This window comes from Mycobacterium sp. NGS29, from assembly GCF_059812965.1.
In genome coordinates this window covers 117123-143878 of the sequence record NZ_JCALDR010000002.1, presented here as the reverse complement: position 1 = coordinate 143878, position 26756 = coordinate 117123, and the positions used below count along the sequence as shown (strand labels likewise).

The following is a 26756-nucleotide window of genomic DNA, read 5'->3' as shown; positions in this document are numbered from 1 at the left end:
GCGTCACTCTGGCGTGACGCTCGGCGCCGACAGCCACTCTGGCGTGACGCTCGGCGGCGCCGGTGCGGGAGCTACAGGTACAGGTTGGCCAGCACGGCCAGGCTCAGCACCACCGGCAGCACCGGCACCGCGAACGCGAACGCCGACCAGCCGGGTCTGCGGCGCCAGCGCATCAGCAGGCCGCCCAGCGCCGCGCCGACCGCCAGGGCGACCGCGCCCAACAGCACCAACTGACTCCAGTTGCGCACCGTGGTGACGTCGTCACCGACGGTGATGGCGGCCAGCCACAGGACGTAGCCGACGACCAGCCCGCCGATCGTCCCGACTACCGTCTCGGCGGTCGTGGTTCGCATGCTGCTCAGAAGTTGATCATGTGACCGATGAGCCCGTGGAAGCATTCCTGCAGGGCCTCGGACATGGTCGGGTGGGTGTGCACGTTACGGGCCAGCTCGGTCGCGGTCAGGTCCCACTTCTGCGCCAGCGTCAGCTCGGGCAGCAGCTCGGACACGTCGTGACCGACCAGGTGGCCGCCGATCAGCTCGCCGTACTTGCCGTCGGCGATGAGTTTGACGAAGCCGCTCGGGTCGCCCACCCCGTGCGCCTTGGCGTTGGCGGTGAACGGGAACTTGGCCACCACCACGTCGTAGCCTTCGTCGCGGGCCTGCTCTTCGGTGAGGCCGAAGCTGGCGACGTTGGGCTGACAGAACGTGGCGCGCGGCATCATCCGGTAGTCGCCGAGGGCCAGCGTCTCCGCGCCGCCGATGGTCTCGGCCGCCACCACGCCCTGCGCCTCGGCGACGTGGGCCAACTGCAGCTTGCCGGTGACGTCGCCGATGGCATAGATGTGCGACGTGGAGGTCTGCATGTAGTCGGTGATGCCGATCGCCTTGCGGTCGGTCAGTTCCACGCCGGCCTTGTCCAGCCCGTAGCCCTCGACGTTGGGGGCGAACCCGATGGCCTGCAACACCTTTTCGGCCTTCAGTTCGTCGGACTTGCCGTCCTTGCTGATACTGACCGTGACCTCGTCGCCGTCGTCGGTGATGGACTCGACCTTGGTACCGGTGAGGATCTTGACGCCGAGCTTCTTGAACTGTTTCTCGATCTCCTTGGAGCAGTCGGCGTCCTCATTGGGCAGCGCGCGGGGCAGGAACTCCACGATGGTGACGTCCACGCCGTAGTTCTTCAACACGTATCCGAATTCCATGCCGATGGCGCCGGCGCCGGCGATCACGATCGACGCGGGCAGCTCGCGGGTCAGGATGAGCTTCTCGTAGGTCACCACGTTCTCCGACAGCGAGGTGCCGGGCACCAGGCGGGTGCTGGCGCCGGTGGCGATGATGGCGTTGTCGAAGGTGACCTCTTCGGTGCCGCCGTCGTTGAGGTCCACCGAGATGGTGTTGGCGTCAGTGAACTTGCCGTAGCCGTGGATCTCGGTGATCTTGTTCTTCTTCATCAGGAAGTGCACACCGGCCACCCGGCCCTCGGCCACCTTGCGGCTGCGGTCATAGGCCACCCCGAAGTCGAAGGTCGCCTCGCCGCTGATGCCGAACACCTTGGCTTCTTTGGTGAAGATGTGGGCGAGTTCGGCGTTGCGCAGCAGCGCTTTGGACGGGATACATCCGACGTTCAGACACACCCCGCCCCAGTATTTCGGTTCCACGATCGCGGTTTTCAGCCCGAGCTGTGCTGCGCGAATGGCCGCTACGTATCCACCGGGGCCGGCTCCAAGGACGACGACGTCATAGTGAGAAGTCACGAGCCCACCCTAGTAGGGCACAACGTTCATCAGGCAGGGCGTGGCGACACGTTCGCAGTAGAAGTAGCCGTAGAGCGGCGCCGCGGCGGCGACCGAGGCGAACGGCGCCGACATCACCGCGATCGCCAGCGCCGCGATCAGTGGCCTGGCTTCCACCATCGCCAGAATCAGCCCCGCCACGGTGCAGGTGGCGACGTACCCGAACACCACGAAGACCGACGGCGTCTTGTCCAGGTCGTGGTACCACCAGTAGTACAGGCTGAGCCCGAACACCGCGGCGACGAACCACACGCCGAACAGCACCAGCGCGAACTTCCACCACTTCAGGTACAGATACCGGCCCGGGACGGTCACCGGTCCGGGCGGCTCGGCCGAGGTGTCCGGTTCCGCGCTGTCCGGTGCGGAATCGTCCGGTTCCGGGACGTCCGCCGCGGGCTGCACGGACTTCTTCTCCAGCTGCTGCAACCCGGCCAGGGGCAGGAACGGCTGGGAGTCGGTGTCGAAGTCCGGCACGAACGGCACCGACGGCTCGCCGGCATCGTATTCGGGCACCGGGGGCTGCGCACCGGTGTCGAAATCCGGCACGAACGGTTCGGTGCCCGGGCTCGACTCCTCGTCGACCTTCTTGTCAGGCACCCGACACCACCTGCAGGGCGACCAGCATCCCGAACCAGCCGGGGGCCAGCGCGAGGACCGCGGCACCGAGCATGGTCACCCAGCGCCGCCCGGAGACCAGGATCAACGACAGGCCGAGCACGCTGGGCACCCCCACCACCAGCGCGATCACCACATCGGGACGCATCCGGGTGTCCACCAGCAGACGCGCTGCCACCGCGAGCAGTTGCCCGGCCACGCACCCGACGAGCATGGCGCTGGCCAGCAGCCACGCACGCGGAAGGGGAATCACGCTGTACGACCTTACTGAGTCAGCGCTGCCGGGCCGGGCACGTTCGCGGCGCGTTGCCGGTCACAACATGACCACGAATCGACCGCCGGTCCCGTTGCCGCAGTGCGGTTTCCGCGCCCCGGCGGGGCCGCGATCAGAAGAAGCCGAGCGCCTTGTCGGAGTAGGAGACCAGCATGTTCTTGGTCTGCTGGTAGTGCTCGAGCGCCATCTTGTGGCCTTCGCGGCCGAACCCGGACTGCTTGTAGCCGCCGAAAGCCGAGTGCGGTGGATACACGTGATAGCAGTTCACCCACACTCGTCCGGCCTTGATCTCGCGCCCGGCCCGGTAGGCGGTGTTGCCGTCGCGGCTCCACACCCCCGCGCCCAGGCCGTACAGGGTGTCGTTGGCGATGTCCATCGCCTCCTGGTAGCTGTCGAACGGGGTCACCGCGACCACCGGGCCAAAGATCTCCTCCTGGAACACCCGCATCTTGTTGTTGCCGGTGACGATGGTCGGCTGCACGTAGAAGCCGCCGGCCAGGTCACCGCCCAACTCGGCGCGCTCCCCGCCGGTGATGACTTTCGCGCCTTCGCCCTTGCCGATCTCGATGTAGGACAGGATTTTTTCGAGCTGGTCGTTGGAGGCCTGGGATCCGATCATGGTCTCGGAGTCCAGCGGGTCACCCTGCCGGACGGCCTTGGTGCGGATCGCCGCGAGTTCGAGGAACTCGTCGTGGATCGCGGACTGGATCAGACTGCGCGACGGGCAGGTGCACACCTCGCCCTGGTTGAGAGCGAACATGGTGAAGCCTTCCAGCGCCTTGTCCTGGAAGTCGTCGTTGGCGGCCATCACGTCGTTGAAGAAGATGTTGGGACTCTTGCCGCCGAGTTCCAGGGTGACCGGGATCAGGTTCTGGCTGGCGTACTGCATGATCAGTCGCCCGGTGCTGGTCTCGCCGGTGAATGCGACCTTGGCGATCCGGTTGCTGGAGGCCAGCGGCTTACCGGCTTCGGCGCCGAAGCCGTTGACGACGTTGACCACGCCGGGTGGCAGCAGGTCGCCGATCAGCGACATCAGGTACAGGATCGAGGCCGGGGTCTGCTCGGCGGGCTTGAGCACGATCGCGTTGCCGGCGGCCAGCGCGGGCGCCAACTTCCAGGCGCCCATCAGGATCGGGAAGTTCCACGGGATGATCTGCCCGACCACCCCGAGCGGCTCGTGGAAGTGGTAGGCGACGGTGTCCTCGTCGATCTGGGACAGCGCGCCTTCCTGGGCACGGATGGCTGCCGCGAAGTAGCGGAAGTGGTCGGCGGCCAGCGGGATGTCGGCGGCCAGTGTCTCCCGGACCGGTTTGCCGTTGTCCCATACCTCGGCCACCGCCAGCGCCTTGGTGTTCGCGTCGATGCGGTCGGCGATCTTGTTCAGGATCGCGGCCCGCTCGGCGGGCGCGGTCTTGCCCCAGCCCGGCGCCGCGGCATGCGCGGCGTCCAGTGCCTTCTCGATGTCGGCCTCGTCGGAGCGGGGGATCTCGCAGAACGACTGGCCGGTCACCGGCGTCGGGTTCTCGAAATAACGGCCGGACGCGGGCGCGACCCACTCACCGCCGATGAAGTTTCCGTACCGGGACTCGAAGGTCATCACCGCATCTGCGGAACCCGGGCGTGCGAAGACAGGCATTTCTCGGCTCCTCATCAGTTCGTGTAATACAGCTCACAGTACCGCCGGGACCACAATGGGTTCATGTCAGCTGAAGCTCCCGACGACCCCTACCTGTGGCTGGAAGACGTCACCGGCGAGGAGGCGCTGGACTGGGTACGCGCGCGCAACGAGCCCACCACGGCCGAATACTGCACCGGCGACTTCGAGACGATGCGCGCCGAGGCGCTGGAGGTGCTCGACACCGACGCGCGCATCCCCTATGTGCGCCGGCGCGGCGAATACCTCTACGACTTCTGGCGCGATGCCGCCAATCCCCGGGGGCTGTGGCGGCGCACCACGCTGGACAGCTACCGCACCGACGCACCCGACTGGGACGTGCTTATCGACGTCGACGAACTGGGCCGCGCGGACGGTCGGAACTGGGTGTGGGCCGGGGCCAACGTGATCGAGCCCGAACTCACCCGCGCGCTGGTCAGCCTGTCCCCGGGCGGTTCGGACGCGGTGATCGTGCGCGAATTCGACATGCTGACCCGCGAATTCGTCACCGGCGGGTTCGAGCTGCCCGAAGCCAAGTCGCAGATCGACTGGGCAGATCCGGACACCGTCCTGGTGGGCACCGACTTCGGTCCGGACTCGATGACCGAATCCGGCTACCCGCGCATCGTCAAGCGGTGGCGGCGCGGTACCCCGTTGACGGAGGCGGAGACCCTGTTCGAGGGCGAACGCACCGATGTCAGCGTCGGCGGATCCACCGACCGCACCCCCGGCTTCGTGCGCACCTTCGTCGGTCGCTCCCTGGACTTCTGGAACCGGCAGCGATACGAGCTGCGCGGCGCCGAGCTGCTGCCCATCGAGGTGCCCAGCGACGCCAGCAGCATGTCGGTGCACCGCGAATGGCTGCTGATCGACCTGCGCAGTGACTGGACGGTCGGCGACACCACCTACCGGGCCGGGTCGCTGCTGGCCGCCAGGTACGACGAGTTCCTCGCCGGTACCAGGGATCTGAGTGTGGTGTTCGAGCCCGACGAGCACACCTGCCTGTACCACTACGCATGGACCAGGGACCGGCTGCTGATCGTCACGCTGGCCGACGTCGCCAGCCGCGTCGAGATGGTGACACCACCCTCGCGTGACGACCCGCCGCGCCCGGCGTCGCCGCCCTTGCGATCGTCACCGGGCAGCTGGCAGCGCGAACCGATCACGGGCATCCCCGACTCGACCAATACCGTGGTCGTGGCGGCCGACGACACCGGCGCCGAATTCTTTCTGGATTCCAGCGGGTTCACCGCACCATCGCGGCTGTTGCGCGGCACCGGCCCCGCCGAACTCGAACCGATCAAATCCGCGCCGGCCTTCTTCGACGCGGAAAACCTCACGGTGACACAGCATTTCGCGACCTCTGCGGACGGGACGGCCATCCCCTACTTCCTGGTGCGACCCGCCGGGATCGACGGCCCCGGCCCGACGCTGCTGTACGGCTACGGCGGTTTCGAGACGGCCAACACGCCGGGCTACAGCGGCGTACTGGGCCGGTTGTGGTTGGCCCGCGGCGGAACCTACGTGCTGGCGAACATCCGCGGCGGCGGCGAGTACGGCCCCGGCTGGCACACCCAGGCGATGCGCGAGGGGCGACACAAAGTGGCCGAGGATTTCGCGGCGGTCGCCGACGATCTGGTGCGCCGTGACATCACCACCGTCGGCCAGCTCGGTGCCCAGGGCGGCAGCAACGGCGGGTTGCTGATGGGGATCATGTTGACCAAGTACCCGGAGAAGTTCGGTGCGCTGGTCTGCAACGTGCCGTTGCTGGACATGAAGCGCTATCACCTGCTGCTGGCCGGCGCCTCGTGGGTGGCCGAATACGGGGACCCGGACAACCCGGACGACTGGGCGTTCATCTCCGAGTATTCGCCGTACCAGAAAATTTCGGCCGACCGGAGCTATCCGCCGATCCTGTTGACCACCTCGACTCGCGACGACCGGGTGCACCCCGGACACGCCCGCAAGATGACCGCCGCCCTGGAGGCCGCCGGTCACCCGGTCTGGTACTACGAGAACATCGAGGGCGGGCACGGCGGGGCGGCCGACAACGAGCAACTCGCGTTCAAGTCGGCGCTGACCTACTCGTTTCTGTGGCGGATGCTGGGTTGATCAGCGGTGCTCGGGCACCCGGTTGTCCAGGTCCGCCTCGATGCGCTTCAGTTCTGCCGCGACCTCGCCGTGCCCGTTGTCGCCGAGCGCCCGGCCCAGTTCGCTCAGGGCATGCTCGAGTTCCGCGGTGCGCGGGTGCTGCGCGACGGTCGTCAGCGTGTTGCGCACATGCTGGGCCGCGGTGCGCTGGTGCTTGGCGGACAGCGTCGGTAGCGCCTTGGCGTAGACGTTGAGCACCTGGGCGCACGTCTGATGCTGACCGCCCACGATGGCGGCGGCCGCGACGCTCGACAACGCCTTCAACACCTCGCAGATCGTGTCGTACCGGTACACCACCGCCAGGTCGTCGCCCTTCGGGCCGGGGGTTTCCTCCTGCGCCCAGTGGGCCAGCAGCGCATGCAGCCCGTCCACCGTCACCAGGGCCGCCTCGGAGTCCCGCTGGGTGGCCGCGCCCCATCCCATGCTGGACAGCTGGTGCACCCCGTAGGAGGGCTCCCGGGTGAGCTGGCGCTCCCGGCCGCAGCACAGGGCGTCCAAGACGACATCGGCCAGCCGCTCGCGCTCGTCGTCCCGCGCGGCACGCACCGTCGCCAGGTCGGTCCCGGTGACCATGTGCGATCCCAGCTTGGCGTTGAACTCGATCTCGGCCGGTCCCTGGGCGGACTGCAGGGCGCGGTCGAGCAGGTCCAGGTCGATGTCGACCAGGTATCCGGTGCAGCCGGAGCGGACGGTGCGGCCGGGCAGGTGCGCGAGCAGCGGTTGCGACCGCACCCTGCGCAGCCAGTACAGCTGGTGGGCGCGGGTGGCGATGGTGACCTGCACGATGCGCTCCACCACCGACGGCGGCCGCAGTTGGTCGAGCACCAGGTAGCCGAACACCACCAGCCCCATCAGGGCCAGCACGCTGAGTATCAGCGCCGCGACGGTGCTGAACACGGCCTGTTGCGGGTCCACCAGCGTCAGTACCACGACGTAGTACGCCGACAGGCCGGCGAAGTAGCCGAAGAAGGTCTGATTCACCCGACGGCTGAGAAACTGTTCCACCACCACCCAGGTGAAGACGTCGGACATCCGCTGCACCAGGGTGAGCAACAGGACGAACGTGATCGTCATCAAGGTGAGCATCCCGGGCGCCACCGTGCGCAGCATCGACTGGTTCTCCTGCGGCGGTGCCACTTTGGCCAGCAGGTGTTTTGCCGGTTGCAGCCAGCTCACCTCGTTACCGTCCAGGACGCTGTTGAGGATCGCCAGCACGATGAAGCCGGCGATGATGGCCAGCGGCACGCCGAGGAATTCATGCAGCGCCCGGCGCACCCCGCTCTCCCGCCGGGGCCGGGCGTTGTTCGAATTACGGCGCATAAGTCCTAGTCACCCCTGTCCGAGCGCGGACATCCTGCTTGTGGCTGGTACCCGGTCGACGGCCCGGTGAACCAGGCATCGTGAGGTTCGCCTCTACCGCCACACGTCTAACACCGCGGCTCTTTGGGCACCCTGGAAGTCATGTCATCGCAGCTGCCGGGTGTCTTCGAGTCGCTCGGCCCCACGTTGGACAAGTTCGGGTACGCGGCGGTGATCGTGCTGGTCGGGCTGGAGGGCGTGGGCATCCCCCTGCCCGGTCAGATCATCCTGATCACGGCCGGCATGTACGCCGGTGCCGGCCACCTGCACGTGGCCCTGGTCATGGTCGCGGGATTCCTGGCCGCCGTCGTCGGCGACAACGCCGGATACGCCATCGGGCGGTTCGGGGGACGTGAGCTGGTGCTGCGGTTCGGGCGCTATGTGTTCCTGACCGACGAGCGGCTGGCCAAGACCGAGCGCTTCTTCGAAAAGCGCGGCCCCATTGTGGTGCCGCTCGGCCGGTTCGTCGACGGGCTGCGCCAGGCCAGTGGCATCGTCGCGGGGCTGGCCCGCATGCCGTGGCGGCGCTATATGGGCTACAACGCGGTCGGCTCTGCGGTGTGGGTGGCGATCTGGGTGCTGGCCGGATACCTGGCCGGCAACCACATCGCAGCGCTCTACGAGTACTTCCAGCCGTACGAGAAATACCTGCTGGTGGCGGCCGGGGTGCTGTGCATCGCGGCGGTGATCGGGTGGGCGCTGCGGCGCCGGGCCCGCGCCGCTGCCGAATGCTGAGGTTCTTGACATCGGCGACCGGCACCGGCTTCGCTTCGCGCTATGACACCCGAGTTCCAGACGCTGCTGTACTCCACCGCCGGTCCGGTGGCCACGATCACGCTGAACCGTCCGGAGCAGCTCAACACCATCGTCCCGCCCATGCCGGACGAGATCGAGACCGCAATCGGCCTGGCCGAACGCGACCAGGACGTCAAGGTCATCGTGCTACGCGGTGCCGGCCGCGCGTTCTCCGGCGGCTACGACTTCGGCGGCGGTTTTCAGCACTGGGGCGAGGCGATGATGACCGATGGCCAGTGGGACCCGGGCAAGGATTTCGCGATGGTCAGCGCCCGCGAGACCGGCCCCACGCAGAAATTCATGGCGATCTGGCGCGCCTCGAAACCGGTGATCGCGCAGGTGCACGGCTGGTGTGTCGGTGGTGCCAGCGATTACGCGTTGTGCGCTGACCTGGTCATCGCCAGCGAGGACGCGGTGATCGGCACCCCGTACAGCCGGATGTGGGGCGCGTACCTGACCGGCATGTGGCTGTACCGGCTGAGCCTGGCGAAAGTGAAGTGGCATTCGTTGACGGGCCGGCCGCTGACGGGTGTCCAAGCCGCCGACGTGGAGCTGATCAACGAGGCGGTGCCGTTCGAGCGACTGGAGGCGCGGGTCGCCGAGATCGCCGCGGAACTGGCGCAGATCCCGCTCTCGCAGCTGCGGGCGCAGAAGCTGATCGTCAACCAGGCTTACGAGAACATGGGCCTGGCGTCCACCCAGTTGCTGGGCGGCATTCTCGACGGATTGATGCGGAACACCCCGGATGCACTGGACTTCATCCGGACGGCACAGGCGCAGGGGGTGCGCAGCGCCGTCGAGCGCAGAGACGGCCCGTTCGGCGACTACAGCCAGGCGCCGCCCGAGCTGCGGCCCGATCCCTCACACGTGATAATTCCTGATCGCAGTGGGTAGTGAGATGAGCTACAGATTCTCTCCCGGCATCCCGTCGGCCTCCTGGAAGTGCTACGGTAATCAATATGTCTCGGCTCAGTAACAGCCTCCGCACCGGCGCCTTGGCGCTACTTCTCGGCGTGGCCGCCGCGGTGTCCCCTGCGACCGCGTCCGCCGACTCCACCGAAGACTTCCCGATCCCGCGCCGGCAGATCGCGACCACCTGTGACGCCGAGCAGTACCTGGCGGCGGTCCGCGACACCAGCCCGGTGTACTACCAGCGGTACATGATCGACTTCAACAACCATGCGAACCTCCAGGAAGCGACGATCAACAAGGCGCACTGGTTCTACTCGCTGTCGCCGGCGGAGCGCCGGGACTACTCGGAGAACTTCTACAACGGCGACCCGCTGACCTTCGCCTGGGTCAATCACATGAAGATCTTCTTCAACAACAAGGGTGTCGTCGCCAAGGGCACTGAAATCTGCAACCAGTACCCGCGTGGCGACATGTCCGTCTGGAACTGGGCCGGATAGCGGTGCGCAAACTCGTCGCGCTCGCGGTATCGGCGGCGGCCGTTCCGGTCGCCCTCCTCGTCGGGAGTGCCCCGGCGCACGCCGACAGCGATCTGGGCAAAGCGTGCTCGCCGGAGGGCGCCAAAGTGTGGGGAAAACCCGGTCCCATCTACTGCCAGCGGCAGGCAGACGGACAACTGCAGTGGGTGTCCATTCCCGCGTCGGCGATGTGTGTGGCGTTCTGCGTGATCGACCCGACAACCGGACCCTAGCTTCACGGCGTTGTCCCCCGATCGGGGGACCCGGAATTCATCCTGTCGGTGACCGATTGGCGGATGTTTCGAACCTCTGACCAGCGGGAAGAATCGAAGTGGTCAGAAAAGTACGGTTTTCTTAGGGTGCCATAACTAAGGGAACGCGGATAATCACATGCGGCCGACCCTTGCCCGGACGGGTTGAAGGTACCCATAATGGACACTCCGGCCCAGCCAATTTCCGCAATACGTGCAAACGACGGATGCAACTGTGGTACGGGAGCTGGAGGTCATCATGAGCCAAACGACTGGCAACGGGATCCCTGGCACGCTCGCGGCCCTGGACTGGCAAACGATCACCTGTCAGTCCGACTCCGGGTGCACCAACCGGGCCAGCTACGTTGTGCACCGGCACGCGGTGGACGAATGCAACCATCCGCAGGTCGACCCGTTCGGCAATATCGTCGAAATCCTGTGCATCGCCTGCCTGTGGCACGCTGAGGCCGAGGTGCTGGTCCAGGTCGGCCAGCTCGCGCGCACGTCCGGCACCTACTGCCTGACCTGCGGCGCCCCGGTGTCCGAGTTGCGCGACATCATGCGCGACGTCGCCGCCCTGTAGGCGCGGCGGCGCCCGGGCGTATTCAGCGTTTCTTGACCAGCCCGCCCGGCGGGTGTTCGTCGACGTCGTTGAGGATCAGCTGGCGCACCGCGCGACGCGGTCCGTACGGGCGCAGCATGGTGCTGGCCGGGCGGGGGCGCACATGTTGCGGCCACCAGAACCAGCGCCCGAGCAGGGTGGCCACGGACGGCGTCATGAACGACCGCACGATCAACGTGTCGAACAACAGACCGAGCGCGATCGTCGTACCCACCTGAGCCATGACTTTCAACGGGCTGAAGGCAAACGTCGCCATCGTCGCGGCGAAGACCAGACCCGCCGAGGTCACGACGGAGCCCGAACCGGCCATCGCGCGGATCGTCCCTGTCTTGAGCCCGGCATGGATCTCTTCCTTCAACCGCGATATCAGCAACAGGTTGTAGTCCGAGCCGACCGCCAGCAGCAGGATCACCGCCATCGCCAGCACCATCCAGTGCAACTTGACGCCGAGGATGTACTGCCACAAGAGCACCGAGAGTCCGAACGAGGCGCCCAGCGACAGCAACACCGTGCCGACGATCACAATGGCCGCCACGACGCTTCGGGTGATCACCAGCATGATGATGAAGATCAGGGTGGCCGCGGCGATTGCCGCGATCAGCAGATCGATGTTGGACCCGTCGTGCATATCCTTGAACGTCGCGGCGGTACCGCCGAGGTAAACCTTGGCGCCCTCCCAGGGCGTGCCCTTGATCGCCTCGTGCACGGCCTGCTTGATCGGCTCGATGTGGCGGATGCCTTCCGGGGTCGCCGGGTCGCCCTCGTGGGAAATGATCAACCGGACCGCATGCCCGTCCGGCGAGATGAACTGTTTGAGTCCCCGCGCGAAGTCGGGGCTCTGGAACGCCTCCGGCGGCAGATAGAACGTGTCGTCGTTCTTGGCCCGGTCGAACGCATCGCCCTGGGCGGTGGCGTTGTCGGCCTGCGCCCTCGCCTGCTGATTGAGACCCATGGTGGTCGCGTAGTTCGACATGATGGTGTCGAGATTGCGTTGCTGGCTCTCGATCTGCGGCGGGATCAGCTCCACCAGCTTGGGCTGGATCGCATCCAGCCGGTCCAGGTTGGCGCTGAGGCTCAGGATGTTCTGCGCCACCTGGTCGATCCCGTCCAGCGCATTGAAGATGGACCGTAGCGCCCAGCAGATCGGAATGTCGTAGCAGTGCTTCTCCCAGTAGAAGTAGCTGCGAATCGGCCGGAAGAAATCGTCGAAAGTGGCGATGTCGTCGCGCAACGCTTCGGTGATCTTCACGGTTTCTTTGGTGAGCTTGGTGGTCTCGTGCGTGGTGTTGCTGAGGTCCTGGGTGACCTGCATCTGCTCGTGCAGGGTCGCCATCGTCTTGCGCAGCTCGTCGGCCTGGTTCAGCAGGTTTTTCGCCTGCTCGTCCTGATAGTGCTGGGTCTGCAGGCGGCTGGCGGCTTGCGCACCCATCTGAAATCCGAGGGTGCTGTGGTCCAGCGGCGTGCCCAGCGGCCGGGTGATGGTCTGCACCCGGCCGATGCCGGGAATGTGGAAGACGGCCTTGGCGACTTTGTCCAGGACCAGGAAATCGGCCGAATTACGCAGATCGTGGTCGGTCTCGATCATCAACAGCTCAGGATTGAGCCGGGCCTGGTCGAAGTGCCGGTCGGCGGCCGCGTACCCGACGTTGGCCGGCGTGTCCGCCGGCAGGTAGTGCCGGTTGTCGTAGTCCGTCTGGTAGCCGGGCAGCGCGAGCAGACCGACCAGCGCGACCGCGATGGTCACCGCGAAAACCGGTGCGGGCCAACGGACGACGGCGGTGCCGATGCGACGCCAGCCCCGGGTCTGCAGCGTCCGCTTCGGATCCATCAGCTTGAAGAACGACGCGACGGTCAGCAGTGCCGGGCCCAGCGTCAACGCCGCCAACACCGCGACCAGCATGCCGACCGCGCACGGCACGCCCAGCGACTGGAAATAGGGCAATCGGCAGAAGCTGAGGCAGTACATGGCGCCGGCGATGGTCAGTCCTGACCCCAGCACGACGTGCGCGGTGCTGTGGAACATGGTGTAGAACGCGTCTTCGCGGCTCTCGCCCAGCCCACGGGCCTCCTGATAGCGGCCCACCACGAAGATCGCGTAGTCCGTACCGGCGGCGATGGCCATCAACACCAGCATGTTGTTGGCGAAGGTCGACAGCCCCATGATCCCGTAGTTGCCCAGCGTCGCGACGACACCGCGGGCCGCGGCCAACTCGATGAAGACCATGGCCAGCATGATCAGGACGGTGGCTATCGACCGGTAGACCCACAGCAGCATCACGATGATCACCACGAAGGTGATGAGCGTGACGACCATGACGCCCTTTTCCCCGGCGTGGGACTGGTCGGCGAACAGCGGACCCGCGCCGGTGACGTAGGCCTTGATCCCCGGCGGCGCGGGCACCGAGTCCACCATCTTGCGCAGGGCTTCGGCCGACTCGTTCGCCAGGCCGCCGCCCATGTTGCCGGCGAGGTACACCTGGACGTACGCGGCCTTCTGGTCGTGGCTCTGGGAGCCTGCCGCCGTCAGCGGATCGCTCCAGAAATCCTGGACGTGCTGAACGTGTTTCTTGTCCTGCTCGATGCGCCGGATGATGTCGTCGTAGTAGCGGTGCGCCTCGGCCCCGAGTGGCTTGTCGCCCTCCAGCAGGATCATGGCCGAGTTGTCGGAGTCGAACTCTTTGAACTTCGATCCGACCTTCATCATCGATTGGAAGGACGCTGCGTCCGTCGGACTCATCGACACCGAGTGGGTCTTGGCGACCACCTCCAGCTGCGGGGCCACGGTGTTGGTCACGAACACGATGCCCAACCAGATCAGCACGATCGGCAGCGCCAGCCGGTGGATCATCCGCGGCAGGAACGGCGGGATCAGCGGCTGTTCGACCCGCGGCGGCGCTTCGGTGGTCTCGCTCATGCGGACTTGTCCAGGCAGTAGACGAACGCATTCACCGTCTGCTCGGGAGGCGAGTGGTTCGGCGCCTTGATGACGTCACCGCGGCCGTCGTTGTTGTTCACCAGGAAGCGGCAGGCGATCCAGCTGCCGGTCCCCTGCGCTATCAAGTTGGCCGGGATCCCGGGCTTGGTCGACTTCAATACCGTATTCCAAGGTAGGGGCACGTTGAGCGCCTGCTGGGGGTGGGAGTTCTCGTCGAGATAGTTGATGGTCGCGGTGCTGCCCGGTGCACCCCAGACCTCGAGGGTGATCGTCTTGGGGTTGAACTGGTCGATGACGTCACCGGAGGAGCCGCCGCCGAACGAACCCTTGTGGACGCCGAAGATGCCGTGCAACCGGTGCACGACGAAGCCCGATAGGGCGACGACGGCCAGCACGGTGAGGACGAGCCAGAACCGGGTGATGAGGCGGGCCAGACGTCGGCGCTTGGGCGGCCGCTGAGTCGCCGTCTTCTCGTTGCGAACGGAGTCCGGGGTCGTCATCTGGTCAGTCCTTGGCTCGGTCGTCGTCATGGGCGCTGTCCTAACCGATACGAGAACCGCCAACTGATTAGCCTGAGAGTCAACTTAGGTACCCTAACCTAATGGAGGCCGTGGCCTTCGCCAATACGAGCGACGACGTCATCGGGACCCCGTGAGGGTGCCGATGCAGGTCGCGGTGAGAACCCGGGTGAGCGCCGAGGCGAAGTCGATGTTCCATTCGGGCGGCAACACCTCGGGCTCCTCTGCGTAGACGTCGGAGATCTTCGCCGGCGGGTTGGCGATCTGCCAGAACGCCGCGGCCAACGAGTAGGCGGCGATCAGGATGTCGAAAGCCCCCGGACGCCCGAGCGCCGGCAGTGCCTGTTCGATCGCGTCGGCCAGGGCGATCGCGGCGGCCGAAATGGTCCGCCGGATCTCGATGACCCGTTCGATCTCGACCTCATGCTCGAGATGCAGGTGCAGATTGGCCAGCAGGTCGCAGAACAGCGGGTCGGCGGCCAGTCCGTTGGCCAGCGTCTCGGCCACCCGGTCCGGCGTCATTGCCCCGGGCTGGGCCAGGTTCTCGCACACCGTGCCCGACCACCGCACCCATCCCTCCGCAGCCAGGTGCAGCAATACCTCTTTGTGTGAGGTGAAATAGCGGCGCACGGCGGAGTAGTGGATGCCGGCCCGGCTGGCCACGGCGGTCAATGTCACCGATGCGACACCGGTTTCCAGGGCCAGCGACCGCGCGGCCTCTACCAGCGCCGCCGCCCGTTGGCGCTTGTTCTCCTCGGTGCGGGCGCGCCGAAATGCGAGTTGCGCCACCGGCAGAGGATAACGCACGACATGTGATTTGCATAACGCACGTAGTGTGATTTGTGCAGGTGGCAGGCATCGGACCCGCCTTGTTACGCACGTGATATGCGTTACAATCCAGTGCGCGAGGGGAAGGAGTGGACAGTGCCGTCCGTCGCCGTGATTTACTTAGGCAAGGCTTAGTAGTTCCGCTCGACAGGGCCGCCCCGGGACATGCGGCGTCGAGGCGGTGGGCCGCCGCCGGTCGCGGTCGCCGAAATTCACATACCAACGGGTGAAGGGGATCTGCGATGTTCAGACTGCTGTCGCGCGCGTGGATTCCACTGGTCGTGCTGGTGGTGGTGGCGGTGGGGGCCTTCGTGGTCTACCGGGTACACGGTTACTTCGGCTCGGAGAAGCGCGAAACCTACGCCGACAGCAACCTCAAGAACCCCGAGCCGTTCAACCCCAAGCGCATCGTTTACGAGGTGTTCGGTCCGCCGGGTACCGTCGCGGACATCAGTTACTTCGACGTCAACAGCGATCCGCAACGGGTCGAGAATGCCCGGCTGCCCTGGTCGCTGCACATCAGCACCACCAAGGCGGCCATGGTGGGCAACCTTGCGGCACAAGGCGATAGCGACAGCATCGGCTGCCGCATCCTGATCGACGACGAGGTTAAGGCCGAGCGGGTCAGCAACAGCGTCAACGCGTTCACCTTCTGTCTGGTCAAGTCCGCGTGACCACCACCTACGCCCCCGGCGCGCCGGCGCCGGGGCCCGCCACCGACACCCATCGGCCGTTCATCCCGCGGATGATCCATGCCCTCGCGGTGCCGATCATCCTGTTCTGGCTGGTGGTCGTGGTGCTGCTCAGCGTCTTCCTGCCGTCGCTGGAAGTCGTCGGGCAGGAACGGTCGGTGTCGTTGAGCCCCGGTGACGCGCCGTCCTTCGTGGCGCTCAAGCACATCGGCAACGCCTTCAAGGAGGGCGACACCGACAGCTTCGGGATGATCGTCCTGGAAAGCGACAAACCGCTGGGCGCCGAGGCGCACAAGTACTACGACGAGATGGTCCGCAAGCTACGCGAGGACAAGAAACACGTCCTGAGCATCCAGGACTTCTGGGGTGACCCACTGACCGCCGCGGGCGCGCAGAGCAACGACGCCAAAGCCGTCACCGTCCAGCTCACCCTGGCCGGCAACCAGGGCGAACCCCTGGCCAACGAGTCGGTCCTGGCCGTGCGCAAGATCGTGGACGGCATCAAGGCCCCGCCCGGTCTCAAGGCCTACGTCACCGGCGCGTCGGCGCTGGCCGCCGACCTGCATGACAGTGGCGACAAGTCCATGGCCAAGATCACCATCACCACGGTCCTGGTGATCACGCTGATGCTGATGTTCATCTACCGCTCGTTTCTCACCGTCTTCCTGCTGTTGATCTCGGTCGGTATCGAACTGAGCGCGGCACGCGGCGCGGTGGCACTGCTCGGACACAACGGGTTGATCGGGCTGTCCACGTTCTCGGTCAGCCTGCTCACGTCACTGGCGATCGCGGCCGGCACCGACTACGGCATCTTCATCATCGGCCGCTACCAGGAGGCGCGTCAGGCCGGCGAGGATCGGGAGTCGGCGTTCTACACCATGTATCACGGCACCGCGCACGTGATCCTGGGCTCCGGGCTGACCATCGCCGGCGCCCTGTTCTGTCTGCACTTCGCCCGGATGCCCTACTTCCAGACGCTGGGCATCCCGTGCGCGGTCGGCATGCTGGTGGCGGTCCTGGTCGCGCTGACGCTGGGCCCGGCCATCCTGGTGGTGGGCGGCAAGTTCGGGGTGTTCGATCCCAAGCGGGTGCTGTCGGTGCGGGGCTGGCGCCGCATCGGCACGGCCGTGGTGCGCTGGCCGCTGCCCATCCTGGCGGTCACCCTGGCGATCGCGATCATCGGCCTGCTGACGCTGCCGGGCTACAAACCCAGCTACGACGACCGCGCCTACCTGCCCCCGTCCATCCCGGCCAACCAGGGCTTCACCGTCGCCGACCGGCACTTCTCCCAGGCCCGCATGAAGCCGGAGATCCTGATGATCGAATCGGATCACGACCTGCGCAACCCGGCCGACTTCCTGGTGCTCGACAAGCTGGCCAAAGGCATTTTCCGGGTGCCCGGCATCTCCCGCGTCCAGGCCATCACCCGGCCCGACGGCACCACCATGGACCACACGTCGATCCCGTTCCAGATGAGCATGCAGAACGCCGGTCAGGTGCAGACCATGAAATTCCAGCGCGACCGCATGGACGACATGCTCAAGCAGGCCGACGAGATGACCAAGACGATCGCGCTGATGCAGAACATGTACGCGCTGATGACGAAGCTGGTCGGCCTCACGCACAAGATGGTCGGCGACACCGAGGCGATGCAGCAGATCACCAACGACCTGCGCGACAAGATCGCCAACTTCGACGACTTCTTCCGGCCCATCCGCTCGTACTTCTATTGGGAGAAGCACTGTTTCGACATCCCGGTGTGTTGGACGCTGCGGTCGATCTTCGACGCGTTCGACGGGATCGATCAGCTCACCGAGCAACTGAACGTCCTGGTCGGCGACATCAAACAGCTGGACACACTGATGCCGCAGATGATCGCCACCTTCCCGCCGATGATCGACACCATGGTGAGCATGCGGACCATGATGCTGACGATGCACAGCACCATGTCGGGGATCTTCAGCCAGATGGACGAGATGAGCGAGAACGCGACGGCGATGGGCCACGCATTCGACGCCGCCAAGAACGACGACTCGTTCTACCTGCCGCCCGAGGTGTTCAAGAACGAAGACTTCAAGCGCGCCATGAAGAACTTCCTGACCCCCGACGGGCACGCAGCGCGGTTCATCATCCTGCACCGGGGTGATCCCGCGTCGCCCGAAGGCATCGCCAGCATCGACCAGATACGCACCGCGGCCGAGGAATCCCTGAAGGGGACGCCCCTGGAAGACGCCAAGATCTACCTGGCCGGCACCGGGGCGGTGTTCAAGGACATCTCCGACGGCGCCAAATGGGATCTGCTGATCGCCGGCATCTCCTCGTTGTGCCTGATCTTCATCATCATGCTGATCATCACCCGCGCCTTCGTGGCCGCCGCGGTGATCGTCGGGACGGTGGCGTTGTCGCTGGGCGCCTCCTTCGGCCTGGCCGTGCTGGTCTGGCAGCACATCTTCGGCATCCCGCTGCACTGGCTGGTGCTGGCGATGTCGGTCATCGTGCTGCTGGCCGTGGGATCGGACTACAACCTGCTGCTGGTCTCCCGGTTCAAACAGGAGATCCACGCCGGTCTGAATACCGGAATCATCCGGTCGATGGGCGGCACCGGCAAGGTGGTGACCAACGCGGGTCTGGTGTTCGCGTTCACCATGGCCTCGATGATCATCGGCGATGCCCGCATGATCGGCCAGGTGGGCACCACCATCGGGCTGGGTCTGCTGTTCGACACGCTGATCGTGCGCGCCTTCATGACGCCGTCGATTGCCGCGCTGCTGGGCCGCTGGTTCTGGTGGCCGATCCGGGTGCGGACGCGCCCGGCCCGCAGCCCCGCCCTGGCGCGCATCGAGCGGCCGACCGAGCGGATACCGGCGCTCAGCGGCGACCGTTAGTCCCGTCGGTCCGGCCATCCGGGCAGCCCCGGCCTCCGAATAGCAGGTGTGCAACCAAGGGGCGTTAGGCTACCGATCGATGACCGGCCCGCCCCCCTCCAGCAACGACCTGGACGCCTTGCTGCGCCGGGTGGCCGCAGGCGACGACGCCGCGTTCGCGGCGTTCTACGACCAGACGAAAACCCGGGTGTACGGGCTGGTGACCAGGGTGCTGCGTGACTCCGGCTACAGCGAAGAGACCACTCAGGAGATCTACCTCGAGGTGTGGCGCACGGCGTCGGACTTCGACACCGCCAAGGGCTCGGCGCTGGCCTGGTTGATGACCATGACGCACCGGCGCGCGGTGGATCGGGTGCGCAGCGAACAGGCCGGGACTGAACGCGAATCACGCTACGGCACAGCGAATTTCGAGTCGGCAACCGACGTCGTCGCCGATTCGGCGATAGCCGGCGACGAACGCCGCCGGGTGGTCGGGTGTCTGGAGGGGTTGACCGAAGCGCAACGACAGTGCATCGAGCTGGCCTACTACGGCGGACTGACCTACGCCGAGGTGTCGCAGCGGTTGGCGGCGAACCTGTCCACGATCAAGTCACGCATGCGCGACGCGCTGCGCGGGTTGCGCAACTGTCTGGACGTGTCATGACCGCCCCCCACGGCTTCGACCTGCTGGAGCTGGCGGCACCCTATGCCCTGCACGCGTTGTCCGACGCCGAGCGGGTCGAGGTCGACGCCCGGGTCGACGCCGCGCCGGCGCCGGTCGCCGCGGCCTTCGCCGACGAGGTCCGCGCCATCCGCGAGACCATGGCGGTGCTGTCGTCGGCCAGTGCGGCCGAACCGCCCGATCAGTTGCGCGCCGCCGTGCTGGCCCGGGCCACCCCCGCTGCGACACCGCTGCGCCGGATGCCGCAGCGGCGCACCGCCCTCATCGCGGCGGCGGCGACCATCGCGATCGGCCTGGGGGCGTTCGGCCTCGGTGTACTGATGCGGCCGTCGCCGACGATGGCCGAGCAGGTTCTGGCCGCACCCGACGTGCGGACCGTGTCCCGGCCGCTGGGGCCGGGAACGGCGACGGTGATGTTCTCCCGCGACCGCAACGCGGGCGTGTTGGTGATGAACAACGTGCCGCCGCCGCCGCCGGGCAGCGTGTATCAGATGTGGCTGATCGGCACGAGCGGCCCGACGTCGGCGGGCACCATGGGCGTTGCGGCGGTGGCGCCGTCCACGAAGGCGACGCTGGACAATCTGGGCGGCTCGACCGTGCTGGCGTTCACCGTCGAACCCGGCACCGGGTCGCTGCAGCCGACCAGCCCGGTGCTCGCCGAATTGCCGCTGGGCTGACGCGCCGGCCCTACTTCACGATGCCCCGCAGGTAGGCGGCCTGGCCCAGGTGTTGCGCGCAATCGTCGATGATGCTGACCAGCCGCCCGCTCGCGGTGACCGGCGGATCCCAGTTGGTGTCCACCACGCGGGCCAGCTCGGCGGCCGTCACCGTCGCGACGTACTCCAGGGTGAATTCGTGCACCGCCCGGTAGTAGCCGGCCAACAGGTCGGCGGGCGCGTGCACCTTGGCGACATCGTCGGGACCGTGCCCGTACCCGATGTCGCGCCGCGGTAGGTCCAGCCCGAACCGGTCCACCCAACCGTCGCGGGTCCACACCTCCTCGACCCCCGCGATGTCAGCGAGCTGCAGATCCTGCACGCGGGCGCTGTGCCAGACCAGCCAGGCGATGCTGTTGGCTTCGGGAGTCGGCCGGTAGTCGGCGACCTCAGCGGTGAGCCCGTCGGTGATTTCGTCGGTGTGCTCGATCAATCGGGTGAATGCATCGCGCAGCAGTTCCTGCACGGCGGCGTCGGGATTTGTCACCAGGCCGACCCTACGGGCCGCCGTGCCAGACCGCCTCCACGTTGTTGCCGTCCGGATCGCGCACGAAGGCACCGTAGTAACCGGCGTGATACTCCGGCCACCGCCGCGGGGCGTGCAACGGCTCCGCACCCAGGCTCACCGCAGTCTCGTAGAAGGCGCGCACCGCAGCCTCGTCCTGCGCCTGGAACGCAATGTGGACCTCGCGATTCGGGCCCGAACCGGCGCCGTTGCCGACGCCGTCGGCGATCCAGAAGTCCGGCTTACCGTTGCGGCCGTACCCGATGGCCACACCGAAATCCTGCTGCCGGGAGTAACCCAGCACACCGAGCACGGTGTCGTAGAAGTTCTTCGAATCGGCATAGTTGGCACAGTTGATGCCCAGGTGATCGATCACGATGCGATCCTGGCACGACCCTGCGCCCGGTCGTAGATTATTCAGATGACCTACGACCTGCTGATCCGCAACGGCACCATCGTGGACGGACTCGGAGGTGAGCCGTACGTCGGTGATGTCGCGGTGCGGGACGGTGTGATCGCCGCGGTCGGGTCGGTGATCGCGGGAGCCGAGCGGGAAATCGACGCGACCGGACTGCTCGTCACGCCGGGCTTCGTCGACCTGCACACCCATTACGACGGACAGGCCATCTGGTCGGACCGGCTGACGCCGTCCTCGGCGCACGGGGTGACCACCGTCGTGGTCGGCAACTGCGGAGTCGGCTTCGCGCCGTGCCGACAAGAGGACCACGAGGTGCTCGTCGACGTGATGGCCGGCGTGGAGGACATCCCCGGTGTCGTGATGACCGACGGTCTGCCGTGGACCTGGGAATCCTTCCCGGAATATCTGGACGAACTGGACGCCCGCCGCCGTGATATCGACGTCGCCGCATACCTGCCGCACTCCCCGCTGCGGGTCTTCGTGATGGGCCGACGCGGCGCCGACCGCGAGCCCGCCACCGCCGACGACCTGGCCAAGATGCGGGCGCTGGCCAAGGAGGCCACCGAAGCCGGGGCGCTGGGCTTCGCCTCCTCGCGGCTGATGATCCACAAAACCGAGAGCGGCGCTCCGATCCCCAGCTACGACGCCGCCCGGGAGGAGATCGAGCAGATCGCCCGGGGCGTGGTCGACGGCGGCGGCGGCCTGCTGCAGTTCGTGCCCGACGTGCCGGCCGGCGGCTACCAACAGGTGTTGCAGACGGTGTTCGACGTCGCCGAGGACGTGGGATTGCCGCTCACCTTCACCCTGATCGTCGGCAACTCCGGGGACCCCACCTGGCCGGAGGCCATCACCATGATCGATAAGGCCAACGCGGCCGGTGGTGACGTCAGCGCGCAGCTACTGCCCCGTCCGATCGGGCTGATCATCGGGCTGCAGCTGAGCGCCAACCCGTTCGTGCTCTACCCCAGCTACCGCGAGATCGCCGACCTGCCGCTGGCCGAACGCGTCGCCGAGATGCGCAAGCCGGAGGTACGCGCCCGCATCCTGGCCGACAAGCCCGGCACCGGGCACCCGATCCTCTACGTCGCCCAGCTGTGGGACTGGATCTTCCCGCTCGACGACAACCCCGACTACGAGCCGGACCCGTCGACCAGCATCGGCGCGCGCGCCCGGGCCCGCGGGGTGGACCCGATGGCGGAAGCCTACGACCGGCTGCTCGACGACGACGGCCGGGCGATGCTGCTGGTCGCCACCAGCAACCTGGAGAACAACTCGCTGGACACCGTGGGCGAACTGCTGCACCGCGACGACGTGGTACTCGGCCTCGGCGACGGCGGCGCGCACTACGGCATGATCTGCGACGCCAGCTACTCGACGTACTTCCTCACGCACTGGGCCCGGGACCGGGCGACCGGTCGCTTCACCGTCGCCGAAGCGGTCCGCGAACTCACCTCGGTGCCGGCGCGGATCGCCGGACTGGCCGACCGCGGCCGCATCGCCGTCGGCTTCAAGGCCGACCTCAACGTCATCGACCACGCGGGGCTGCGGCTGCACAAACCCGTCATCGCCTACGACCTGCCGGCCGGTGGGCGTCGGCTGGACCAGACCGCCGACGGCTACGTCGCGACGGTGGTATCCGGCCAGGTGATCGCCGAGCACGGTCAGCCCACCGCGGCCCGGCCGGGGCGGTTGGTGCGCGGCCGGCAGGCCGCACCCGCGGCGGTCTGAGCGGGTTACCCGATTAGCCCACGGTGGCCAGTCCCAGCCGGGTAGGTTTGGGTGGTGACAAGCCCGCATTTCGCGTGGTTGCCGCCTGAGATCAATTCGGCACTAATGTTCGCCGGTCCCGGCGCGGGACCGTTACTTGCTGCTGCCGCAGCATGGGGCGGATTGGCCGAGGAGCTGGCGTCGTCGGTGGCGTCGTTCACCGCTGTCACCCAAGAATTGACCACCTCGTCCTGGCTGGGACCGTCCGCCGCGGCGATGATGGAGGTCGCCACCCAGTACATGGCCTGGCTGAGCGCGGCGGCGGTGCAGGCCGACCTGGCCGCGGCGCAGGCCGCGGCGACGGCGGCGGCGTTCGAGGCCGCGGTGGCCGCCACCGTGCAGCCGGCCGTGGTGGCCGCCAACCGCGGCCTGGTGCAGATGCTGGCGTCCACGAACTTCTTCGGGATGAACTGGCCCGCCATCATGGACACCGAATCCGCCTACGAAGCGATGTGGGCCGCGGACGTGGCTGCGATGGTGAACTACCACTTCGACGCATCGAAGGCGGCCGCCCAACTGGCCCCCTGGCAGCAGGTGCTGCGGAACCTGGGCATCGACGTCGGCAACAACGGCATCAACTTCGGCTTCCGCAACACCGGCAGCGGCAACATCGGCAACAACAACGTCGGCAACTACAACCTGGGCAGCGGTAACAGCGGCATCGGCAACGTCGGCGCCGGCAACACCGGCAGCTACAACCTGGGCTTCGGCAACACCGGCACCAGCAACATGGGCATCGCCAACTTCGGCAGTGGCAACCTCGGCTTCGCCAACACCGGCAGCGACTCCTTCGGTTTCGGACTGACCGGCGACCACCAGTTCGGCTTCGGCGGGCTCAACTCGGGCAGCGGCAACACCGGCTTCGGCAACTCCGGCAGCGGCAACAGCGGCTTCTTCAATTCCGGTACCGACAACATGGGCTTCGGCAACTCGGGTTCCCTCAACGCCGGGGTCGGCAACTCCGGCGACGCCGGACTCGGCGGCCCGCTGAGCCACTGGAACTCGGGCATGTACAGCAGCGCGGCCGGCCTGGACTCCGCGGTGGCCGGCAATGCGCACTACGCGACGGGCGGTCTGGGAACCGCGGCGCTCGGTTCGGGCCTGCTCGGCTCGGCGTTGGCCACCACCGGGGGGCTGCACCCCGGTCTGGCCGGCGCGCTGAACTCCGGCATCAGCGGACCCGTCGTCGCGTCGGCGCCCGCGCCGGCCGCCGCCGGCGAACCGGGCGGCCCCAGTCCCGTCTCGGCCAACCCCACCAGCAGCCCCGCCGCCAACTCAGGCCTGCGCACCAACGGCGGCAGCCCGACCGGCTTCTACCCGTCCGGCGATCCCGGCGCGCGCCCCACGCTGGCACGCGAGTCGGTGCTGAGCAGCCTGAGCCTGCCCAGCGACCCGATCCCCAAGTCCGGGTTCCATCCGCCGTCTGAGCGCGACACCGCGGATCAGAGCCGGGTGATCAAGTTCCCGGTGCGGTCGCAGTAGCGCGCCTATCCTCGGTGCATGGCTGCAAAGACCGCGAAAAAGGTTGACTTCCAGCGGCTGGCCGCCGCCCTGCCGGACTTCCCGTTCGCCTATCTGATCACCGTCGACGACAACTATCGGGTGCACACCGTGACGATCGAGCCGGTGTTGCGCGATCAGACCGTCGAGGTGGGCCTGGTCGGCGGCGGCACCCGGGCCAACCTGGCCCGCCGCGTCGAGGTCACCCTGCTCTGGCCGCCGCCGGTACCGGGCGGCTACTCGCTGATCGTCGACGGGCGCGCCGAGATCGCCGACGCCGGCACCGACGCCGCGCGCTGCACGGTGGTGCCCACCCGCGCCCTGCTGCACCGCAATGCCGAGTCCGCGACCGCGGGCTGTCTGCACGACTGCGTCGTGTTCAGCGTGCCGGACGCATGAGCCGCATCGAACCTCTCGCACCGCCGTGCAGCGACGCCGACGCCGCCGGCATCACCAGCTGGGGCCACCCGACCGCACCCTGATCGAGGCCGTCGACGAACTGGAGCGCACCGGATCGTGGTCGGCGCAGACATGGGCGGCACTGGGCCTGGAACAGGCTCACCTCCACCCGGACCCGTCGGAGAGTTCGTCCGCCAGCTCGCGCAACCGGTCTTCGCGGCGAACGACCAGCGTGACGCCGTGACCGCGGCCGGCCAGTTCGCGCGCGATGTCGGCGCCGATGCCCGACGAGGCCCCGGTCACGACGGCGGTGCTGGCGGGGGATGGAGTCGGGAGAGCCACGCCACCGAAACCTACCGTCACCGCACCCTGAATTACGCTGTGGGCAACTGGAGGAGCGGCGCGTGATCACGCTGGATCGCCTGGTCAACGTACTGGGTAGTTACGGGGTGCGACTGCGGTGGTCGTCGATTCCGCGATCGACCGAGCTGCGCAACGTCGTGATGCACGAGACCACGCCGCGCGGCCCGGTGACGGGCGACGTGCTGCTCGCCATCGGTGCCACCTCGCTCGAGGAGGCGATGCGGTGGGCCGACGCGGCGCATGCGGTCGTGACGTTGCTGCGCGCCGAGGTCGAGCCGTCCTTCGACGGTGAACCCGGCGCGGTGCTGCTGGTCGACGAGGCGCTGTCGTGGAGCGAGCTGGCCGCGGTGGTCTACGGGCTGGTGTTGGAGGGCCGCGAGACCGAATCCGGGCGAGGACCGACCGATTTGTTCGCCCTCACCGACAGTCTGGCCGACGCGATCGGTGGCGGCGTCGTCATCCACGACCGGTTGATGCAGGTGCTGGCATATTCCCGACAGCAGCAGCACGCGGATTCCGCACGGGTGCAGACCATCCTGGCCCGCCAGACACCGGAGCGGTTGCGGGCGTTCTTCGACGAAGACGGCGTGTTCACGCATCTGGCGGCTTCCGATGAACCGCTGTTCATTCCCGAGGACGCCGAGCACGGCGTGACGGGACGGACGGTGGTCGCCGTGCGCTCCGGGCGCGAACTGATGGGATCGGTCTGGGTGGCGTGTGCCCGCCCGCTGGACGGTGCGGCCCGCGTCGCGCTGGTCGACAGCGCCCACACGGTGGCCGTCCACCTGTTGCGGTCACGCGCAAGTGCCGACCTCGAGCGCCAGGTGGAATCCGAGCTGGTGATCCGGTTGCTGGAAAGCACAGCCGACGCCGCGACGGTGCTCAGCAAACTGGGACTGCCGCGCACTCCCCTGCGGGTGATCGCGTTGCAACCGTCCGTCGCTGCCGATCGGGACGCGGTACTGCTGCTGGCGTTCGAGCGTGCCACCGCCGGGTTCGGTTGGTCCCGGCCGGGCCGCAGCGCCCTGGTCGGCAGCACCGTCTACACCCTGCTACCCGGCGAGACAGCGGAAACGGCCCGGCAATGGGTTGCCGGGCTGAGGGCTGCACTGCCCGAGGGGGTCACCGTGGTGGCCGGCATCAGCGGCGCAACCGAGCCGACCGACCTGGCCGGCGCCCGGCAGGAGGCCGACGAGTGCCTGGCGTTACACGAGGCGTCGCCGTCGGCCGCCGTCCCGGTGTACGACGAATGCTGGGACGAGATTCTGCTGCAGCGGTTGCGCACGGCGTCGCGGTCCGGCCGGCTGCCGGACCGGGGTCCCGTCGCCGATCTGCGTCGCCACGACGATGCGCACGGCACCACGTACGTGGCGACGCTGCGGGCATGGCTCGCGGCCCAGGGGGACCCGGCCGCCGCCGGTGCGCGGTTGGGAGTGCATGAGAACACCGTGCGAAACCGGATGCGCAAGATGGTCGAGGTCACCGACCTCGCCCTGGACGACGCCGAGAAGCGGCTCGCGATGATGATTCAGCTGGCGGCCACCGATTTCGACTGAGCCGCTGTGCGGTGTCGAGACGCTACAACGTGAGTCGGCGCGATTGTGCGGCTGGGCCAACAGGTGCCGG

General features: G+C 67.3%; 25 protein-coding genes and 1 pseudogene. 14 read left to right on the top strand and 12 right to left on the bottom strand.

The window, feature by feature from the left end; translation table 11 throughout:
* Positions 1-71: 71 nt before the first annotated feature.
* The 5 genes from AC5Y5Z_RS03055 to exaC form a co-directional block, all read right to left on the bottom strand.
* Entirely contained in the window at positions 72-353 is a 282-nt protein-coding gene (locus tag AC5Y5Z_RS03055) for a hypothetical protein (protein ID WP_463825622.1), read from the bottom strand.
* 5 nt (positions 354-358) lie between these two features.
* Positions 359-1756: a dihydrolipoyl dehydrogenase gene (lpdA, locus tag AC5Y5Z_RS03050; protein WP_463825621.1), complete on the bottom strand. Its 1398-nt coding sequence runs from the start codon at positions 1754-1756 to the stop codon at positions 359-361.
* Positions 1757-1765: 9 nt separating this feature from the next.
* A complete protein-coding gene (locus AC5Y5Z_RS03045) occupies positions 1766-2392 on the bottom strand; it encodes a hypothetical protein (RefSeq protein WP_463825620.1) in 627 nt (208 codons plus the stop codon).
* The gene (locus tag AC5Y5Z_RS03040; RefSeq protein ID WP_463825618.1) at positions 2385-2663 is read right to left on the bottom strand and encodes a putative holin; all 279 of its coding nucleotides are present in this window, start codon (positions 2661-2663) and stop codon (positions 2385-2387) included. The genes AC5Y5Z_RS03045 and AC5Y5Z_RS03040 overlap by 8 nt, the downstream gene beginning before the upstream one ends.
* Positions 2664-2796: 133 nt before the next feature.
* Positions 2797-4320: an acetaldehyde dehydrogenase ExaC gene (gene exaC, locus AC5Y5Z_RS03035; protein WP_499923278.1), complete on the bottom strand. Its 1524-nt coding sequence runs from the start codon at positions 4318-4320 to the stop codon at positions 2797-2799.
* 63 nt (positions 4321-4383) lie between these two features.
* Between exaC and AC5Y5Z_RS03030 the strand changes: the two genes are divergently transcribed.
* A complete protein-coding gene (locus tag AC5Y5Z_RS03030; protein ID WP_499923277.1) occupies positions 4384-6450 on the top strand; it encodes a prolyl oligopeptidase family serine peptidase in 2067 nt (688 codons plus the stop codon).
* Here AC5Y5Z_RS03030 and AC5Y5Z_RS03025 read toward each other — a convergent pair whose 3' ends face one another.
* Entirely contained in the window at positions 6451-7809 is a 1359-nt protein-coding gene (locus AC5Y5Z_RS03025) for a DUF2254 family protein (RefSeq protein WP_499923275.1), read from the bottom strand. It lies immediately after the preceding gene.
* A 141-nt stretch (positions 7810-7950) separates the two neighbouring features.
* On the opposite strand from AC5Y5Z_RS03025, the gene AC5Y5Z_RS03020 reads away from it, so the two are divergent.
* The 5 genes from AC5Y5Z_RS03020 (at position 7951) to AC5Y5Z_RS03000 (ending at position 10904) form a co-directional block, all read left to right on the top strand.
* The gene (locus AC5Y5Z_RS03020; RefSeq protein WP_499923274.1) at positions 7951-8583 is read left to right on the top strand and encodes a DedA family protein; all 633 of its coding nucleotides are present in this window, start codon (positions 7951-7953) and stop codon (positions 8581-8583) included.
* Positions 8584-8625: 42 nt separating this feature from the next.
* Positions 8626-9537: a crotonase/enoyl-CoA hydratase family protein gene (locus tag AC5Y5Z_RS03015; protein ID WP_499923273.1), complete on the top strand. Its 912-nt coding sequence runs from the start codon at positions 8626-8628 to the stop codon at positions 9535-9537.
* A 65-nt stretch (positions 9538-9602) separates the two neighbouring features.
* On the top strand, positions 9603-10052 hold the full coding sequence (locus tag AC5Y5Z_RS03010) for a DUF5078 domain-containing protein (protein WP_463825612.1): 450 nt from the start codon (positions 9603-9605) through the stop codon (positions 10050-10052).
* A 2-nt stretch (positions 10053-10054) separates the two neighbouring features.
* A complete protein-coding gene (locus AC5Y5Z_RS03005; RefSeq protein ID WP_499923271.1) occupies positions 10055-10303 on the top strand; it encodes a hypothetical protein in 249 nt (82 codons plus the stop codon).
* 277 nt (positions 10304-10580) lie between these two features.
* Positions 10581-10904, top strand: coding sequence for a hypothetical protein (locus AC5Y5Z_RS03000; protein WP_473139430.1), 324 nt, complete (start codon positions 10581-10583; stop codon positions 10902-10904).
* 22 nt (positions 10905-10926) lie between these two features.
* Here AC5Y5Z_RS03000 and AC5Y5Z_RS02995 read toward each other — a convergent pair whose 3' ends face one another.
* The 3 genes from AC5Y5Z_RS02995 to AC5Y5Z_RS02985 all read right to left on the bottom strand — a co-directional run bounded on the left by AC5Y5Z_RS02995 (position 10927) and on the right by AC5Y5Z_RS02985 (position 15203).
* Positions 10927-13857 (bottom strand): MMPL/RND family transporter, encoded by a 2931-nt coding sequence (locus AC5Y5Z_RS02995; RefSeq protein ID WP_463825609.1) that lies wholly within the window; start codon positions 13855-13857, stop codon positions 10927-10929.
* A complete protein-coding gene (locus AC5Y5Z_RS02990; protein ID WP_463825608.1) occupies positions 13854-14378 on the bottom strand; it encodes an MmpS family transport accessory protein in 525 nt (174 codons plus the stop codon). The genes AC5Y5Z_RS02995 and AC5Y5Z_RS02990 overlap by 4 nt, the downstream gene beginning before the upstream one ends.
* Before the next feature lie 138 nt (positions 14379-14516).
* Positions 14517-15203, bottom strand: a complete 687-nt coding sequence (locus tag AC5Y5Z_RS02985) for a TetR/AcrR family transcriptional regulator (RefSeq protein WP_463825607.1) — start codon at positions 15201-15203, stop codon at positions 14517-14519.
* Positions 15204-15466: 263 nt separating this feature from the next.
* Here AC5Y5Z_RS02985 and AC5Y5Z_RS02980 point away from each other — a divergent pair, with 263 nt between their 5' ends.
* The 4 genes from AC5Y5Z_RS02980 (at position 15467) to AC5Y5Z_RS02965 (ending at position 20139) form a co-directional block, all read left to right on the top strand.
* Positions 15467-15898 (top strand): MmpS family transport accessory protein, encoded by a 432-nt coding sequence (locus tag AC5Y5Z_RS02980; protein ID WP_463825605.1) that lies wholly within the window; start codon positions 15467-15469, stop codon positions 15896-15898.
* A gap of 71 nt (positions 15899-15969) precedes the next feature.
* Positions 15970-18801, top strand: a complete 2832-nt coding sequence (locus AC5Y5Z_RS02975) for an MMPL/RND family transporter (protein ID WP_463825969.1) — start codon at positions 15970-15972, stop codon at positions 18799-18801.
* A 79-nt stretch (positions 18802-18880) separates the two neighbouring features.
* Entirely contained in the window at positions 18881-19444 is a 564-nt protein-coding gene (locus AC5Y5Z_RS02970) for a sigma-70 family RNA polymerase sigma factor (protein WP_463825604.1), read from the top strand.
* On the top strand, positions 19441-20139 hold the full coding sequence (locus AC5Y5Z_RS02965) for an anti-sigma factor (RefSeq protein WP_463825603.1): 699 nt from the start codon (positions 19441-19443) through the stop codon (positions 20137-20139). Before AC5Y5Z_RS02970 ends, AC5Y5Z_RS02965 begins: the two co-directional genes overlap by 4 nt.
* Before the next feature lie 10 nt (positions 20140-20149).
* Here the strand turns inward: AC5Y5Z_RS02965 and AC5Y5Z_RS02960 are convergent, their stop codons facing one another.
* Both AC5Y5Z_RS02960 and AC5Y5Z_RS02955 read right to left on the bottom strand, forming a co-directional pair.
* On the bottom strand, positions 20150-20665 hold the full coding sequence (locus tag AC5Y5Z_RS02960; protein WP_463825602.1) for a mycothiol transferase: 516 nt from the start codon (positions 20663-20665) through the stop codon (positions 20150-20152).
* Between the two features lie 10 nt (positions 20666-20675).
* A complete protein-coding gene (locus AC5Y5Z_RS02955; protein WP_499923268.1) occupies positions 20676-21059 on the bottom strand; it encodes a VOC family protein in 384 nt (127 codons plus the stop codon).
* Between the two features lie 45 nt (positions 21060-21104).
* Here AC5Y5Z_RS02955 and AC5Y5Z_RS02950 point away from each other — a divergent pair, with 45 nt between their 5' ends.
* The 3 genes from AC5Y5Z_RS02950 to AC5Y5Z_RS02940 are packed head-to-tail and all read left to right on the top strand — an operon-like array spanning position 21105 to position 24767.
* Positions 21105-22829, top strand: a complete 1725-nt coding sequence (locus tag AC5Y5Z_RS02950; RefSeq protein ID WP_499923267.1) for an N-acyl-D-amino-acid deacylase family protein — start codon at positions 21105-21107, stop codon at positions 22827-22829.
* A gap of 54 nt (positions 22830-22883) precedes the next feature.
* On the top strand, positions 22884-24350 hold the full coding sequence (locus AC5Y5Z_RS02945) for a PPE family protein (RefSeq protein ID WP_499923265.1): 1467 nt from the start codon (positions 22884-22886) through the stop codon (positions 24348-24350).
* A gap of 18 nt (positions 24351-24368) precedes the next feature.
* On the top strand, positions 24369-24767 hold the full coding sequence (locus AC5Y5Z_RS02940) for a pyridoxamine 5'-phosphate oxidase family protein (protein ID WP_463825598.1): 399 nt from the start codon (positions 24369-24371) through the stop codon (positions 24765-24767).
* Positions 24768-24919: 152 nt separating this feature from the next.
* Here the strand turns inward: AC5Y5Z_RS02940 and AC5Y5Z_RS02935 are convergent.
* Positions 24920-25109, bottom strand: a pseudogene (locus AC5Y5Z_RS02935) (SDR family NAD(P)-dependent oxidoreductase); the annotation flags it as partial.
* 62 nt (positions 25110-25171) lie between these two features.
* On the opposite strand from AC5Y5Z_RS02935, the gene AC5Y5Z_RS02930 reads away from it, so the two are divergent.
* Complete coding sequence (locus AC5Y5Z_RS02930) at positions 25172-26686, top strand: PucR family transcriptional regulator (RefSeq protein ID WP_499923263.1); 1515 nt, start codon at positions 25172-25174, stop codon at positions 26684-26686.
* Positions 26687-26756: the final 70 nt, after the last annotated feature.

What these genes read in the sequence shown, in the direction of transcription:
- AC5Y5Z_RS02965 (WP_463825603.1), top strand. Translation starts at nt 19,441, where the DNA reads ATGACCGCCCCCCACGGCTTCGACCTGCTGGAGCTGGCGGCACCCTAT.
- AC5Y5Z_RS03020 (WP_499923274.1), top strand. Translation starts at nt 7,951, where the DNA reads ATGTCATCGCAGCTGCCGGGTGTCTTCGAGTCGCTCGGCCCCACGTTG.
- AC5Y5Z_RS02975 (WP_463825969.1), top strand. Translation starts at nt 15,970, where the DNA reads ATGATCCATGCCCTCGCGGTGCCGATCATCCTGTTCTGGCTGGTGGTC.
- AC5Y5Z_RS02980 (WP_463825605.1), top strand. Translation starts at nt 15,467, where the DNA reads ATGTTCAGACTGCTGTCGCGCGCGTGGATTCCACTGGTCGTGCTGGTG.
- AC5Y5Z_RS03055 (WP_463825622.1), bottom strand. Translation starts at nt 353, where the DNA reads ATGCGAACCACGACCGCCGAGACGGTAGTCGGGACGATCGGCGGGCTG.
- AC5Y5Z_RS03010 (WP_463825612.1), top strand. Translation starts at nt 9,603, where the DNA reads ATGTCTCGGCTCAGTAACAGCCTCCGCACCGGCGCCTTGGCGCTACTT.
- AC5Y5Z_RS03025 (WP_499923275.1), bottom strand. Translation starts at nt 7,809, where the DNA reads ATGCGCCGTAATTCGAACAACGCCCGGCCCCGGCGGGAGAGCGGGGTG.
- AC5Y5Z_RS03000 (WP_473139430.1), top strand. Translation starts at nt 10,581, where the DNA reads ATGAGCCAAACGACTGGCAACGGGATCCCTGGCACGCTCGCGGCCCTG.
- AC5Y5Z_RS03015 (WP_499923273.1), top strand. Translation starts at nt 8,626, where the DNA reads ATGACACCCGAGTTCCAGACGCTGCTGTACTCCACCGCCGGTCCGGTG.
- exaC (WP_499923278.1), bottom strand. Translation starts at nt 4,320, where the DNA reads ATGCCTGTCTTCGCACGCCCGGGTTCCGCAGATGCGGTGATGACCTTC.
- AC5Y5Z_RS02990 (WP_463825608.1), bottom strand. Translation starts at nt 14,378, where the DNA reads ATGACGACCCCGGACTCCGTTCGCAACGAGAAGACGGCGACTCAGCGG.
- AC5Y5Z_RS03030 (WP_499923277.1), top strand. Translation starts at nt 4,384, where the DNA reads ATGTCAGCTGAAGCTCCCGACGACCCCTACCTGTGGCTGGAAGACGTC.
- AC5Y5Z_RS02940 (WP_463825598.1), top strand. Translation starts at nt 24,369, where the DNA reads ATGGCTGCAAAGACCGCGAAAAAGGTTGACTTCCAGCGGCTGGCCGCC.
- AC5Y5Z_RS02995 (WP_463825609.1), bottom strand. Translation starts at nt 13,857, where the DNA reads ATGAGCGAGACCACCGAAGCGCCGCCGCGGGTCGAACAGCCGCTGATC.
- AC5Y5Z_RS02970 (WP_463825604.1), top strand. Translation starts at nt 18,881, where the DNA reads ATGACCGGCCCGCCCCCCTCCAGCAACGACCTGGACGCCTTGCTGCGC.
- AC5Y5Z_RS02950 (WP_499923267.1), top strand. Translation starts at nt 21,105, where the DNA reads ATGACCTACGACCTGCTGATCCGCAACGGCACCATCGTGGACGGACTC.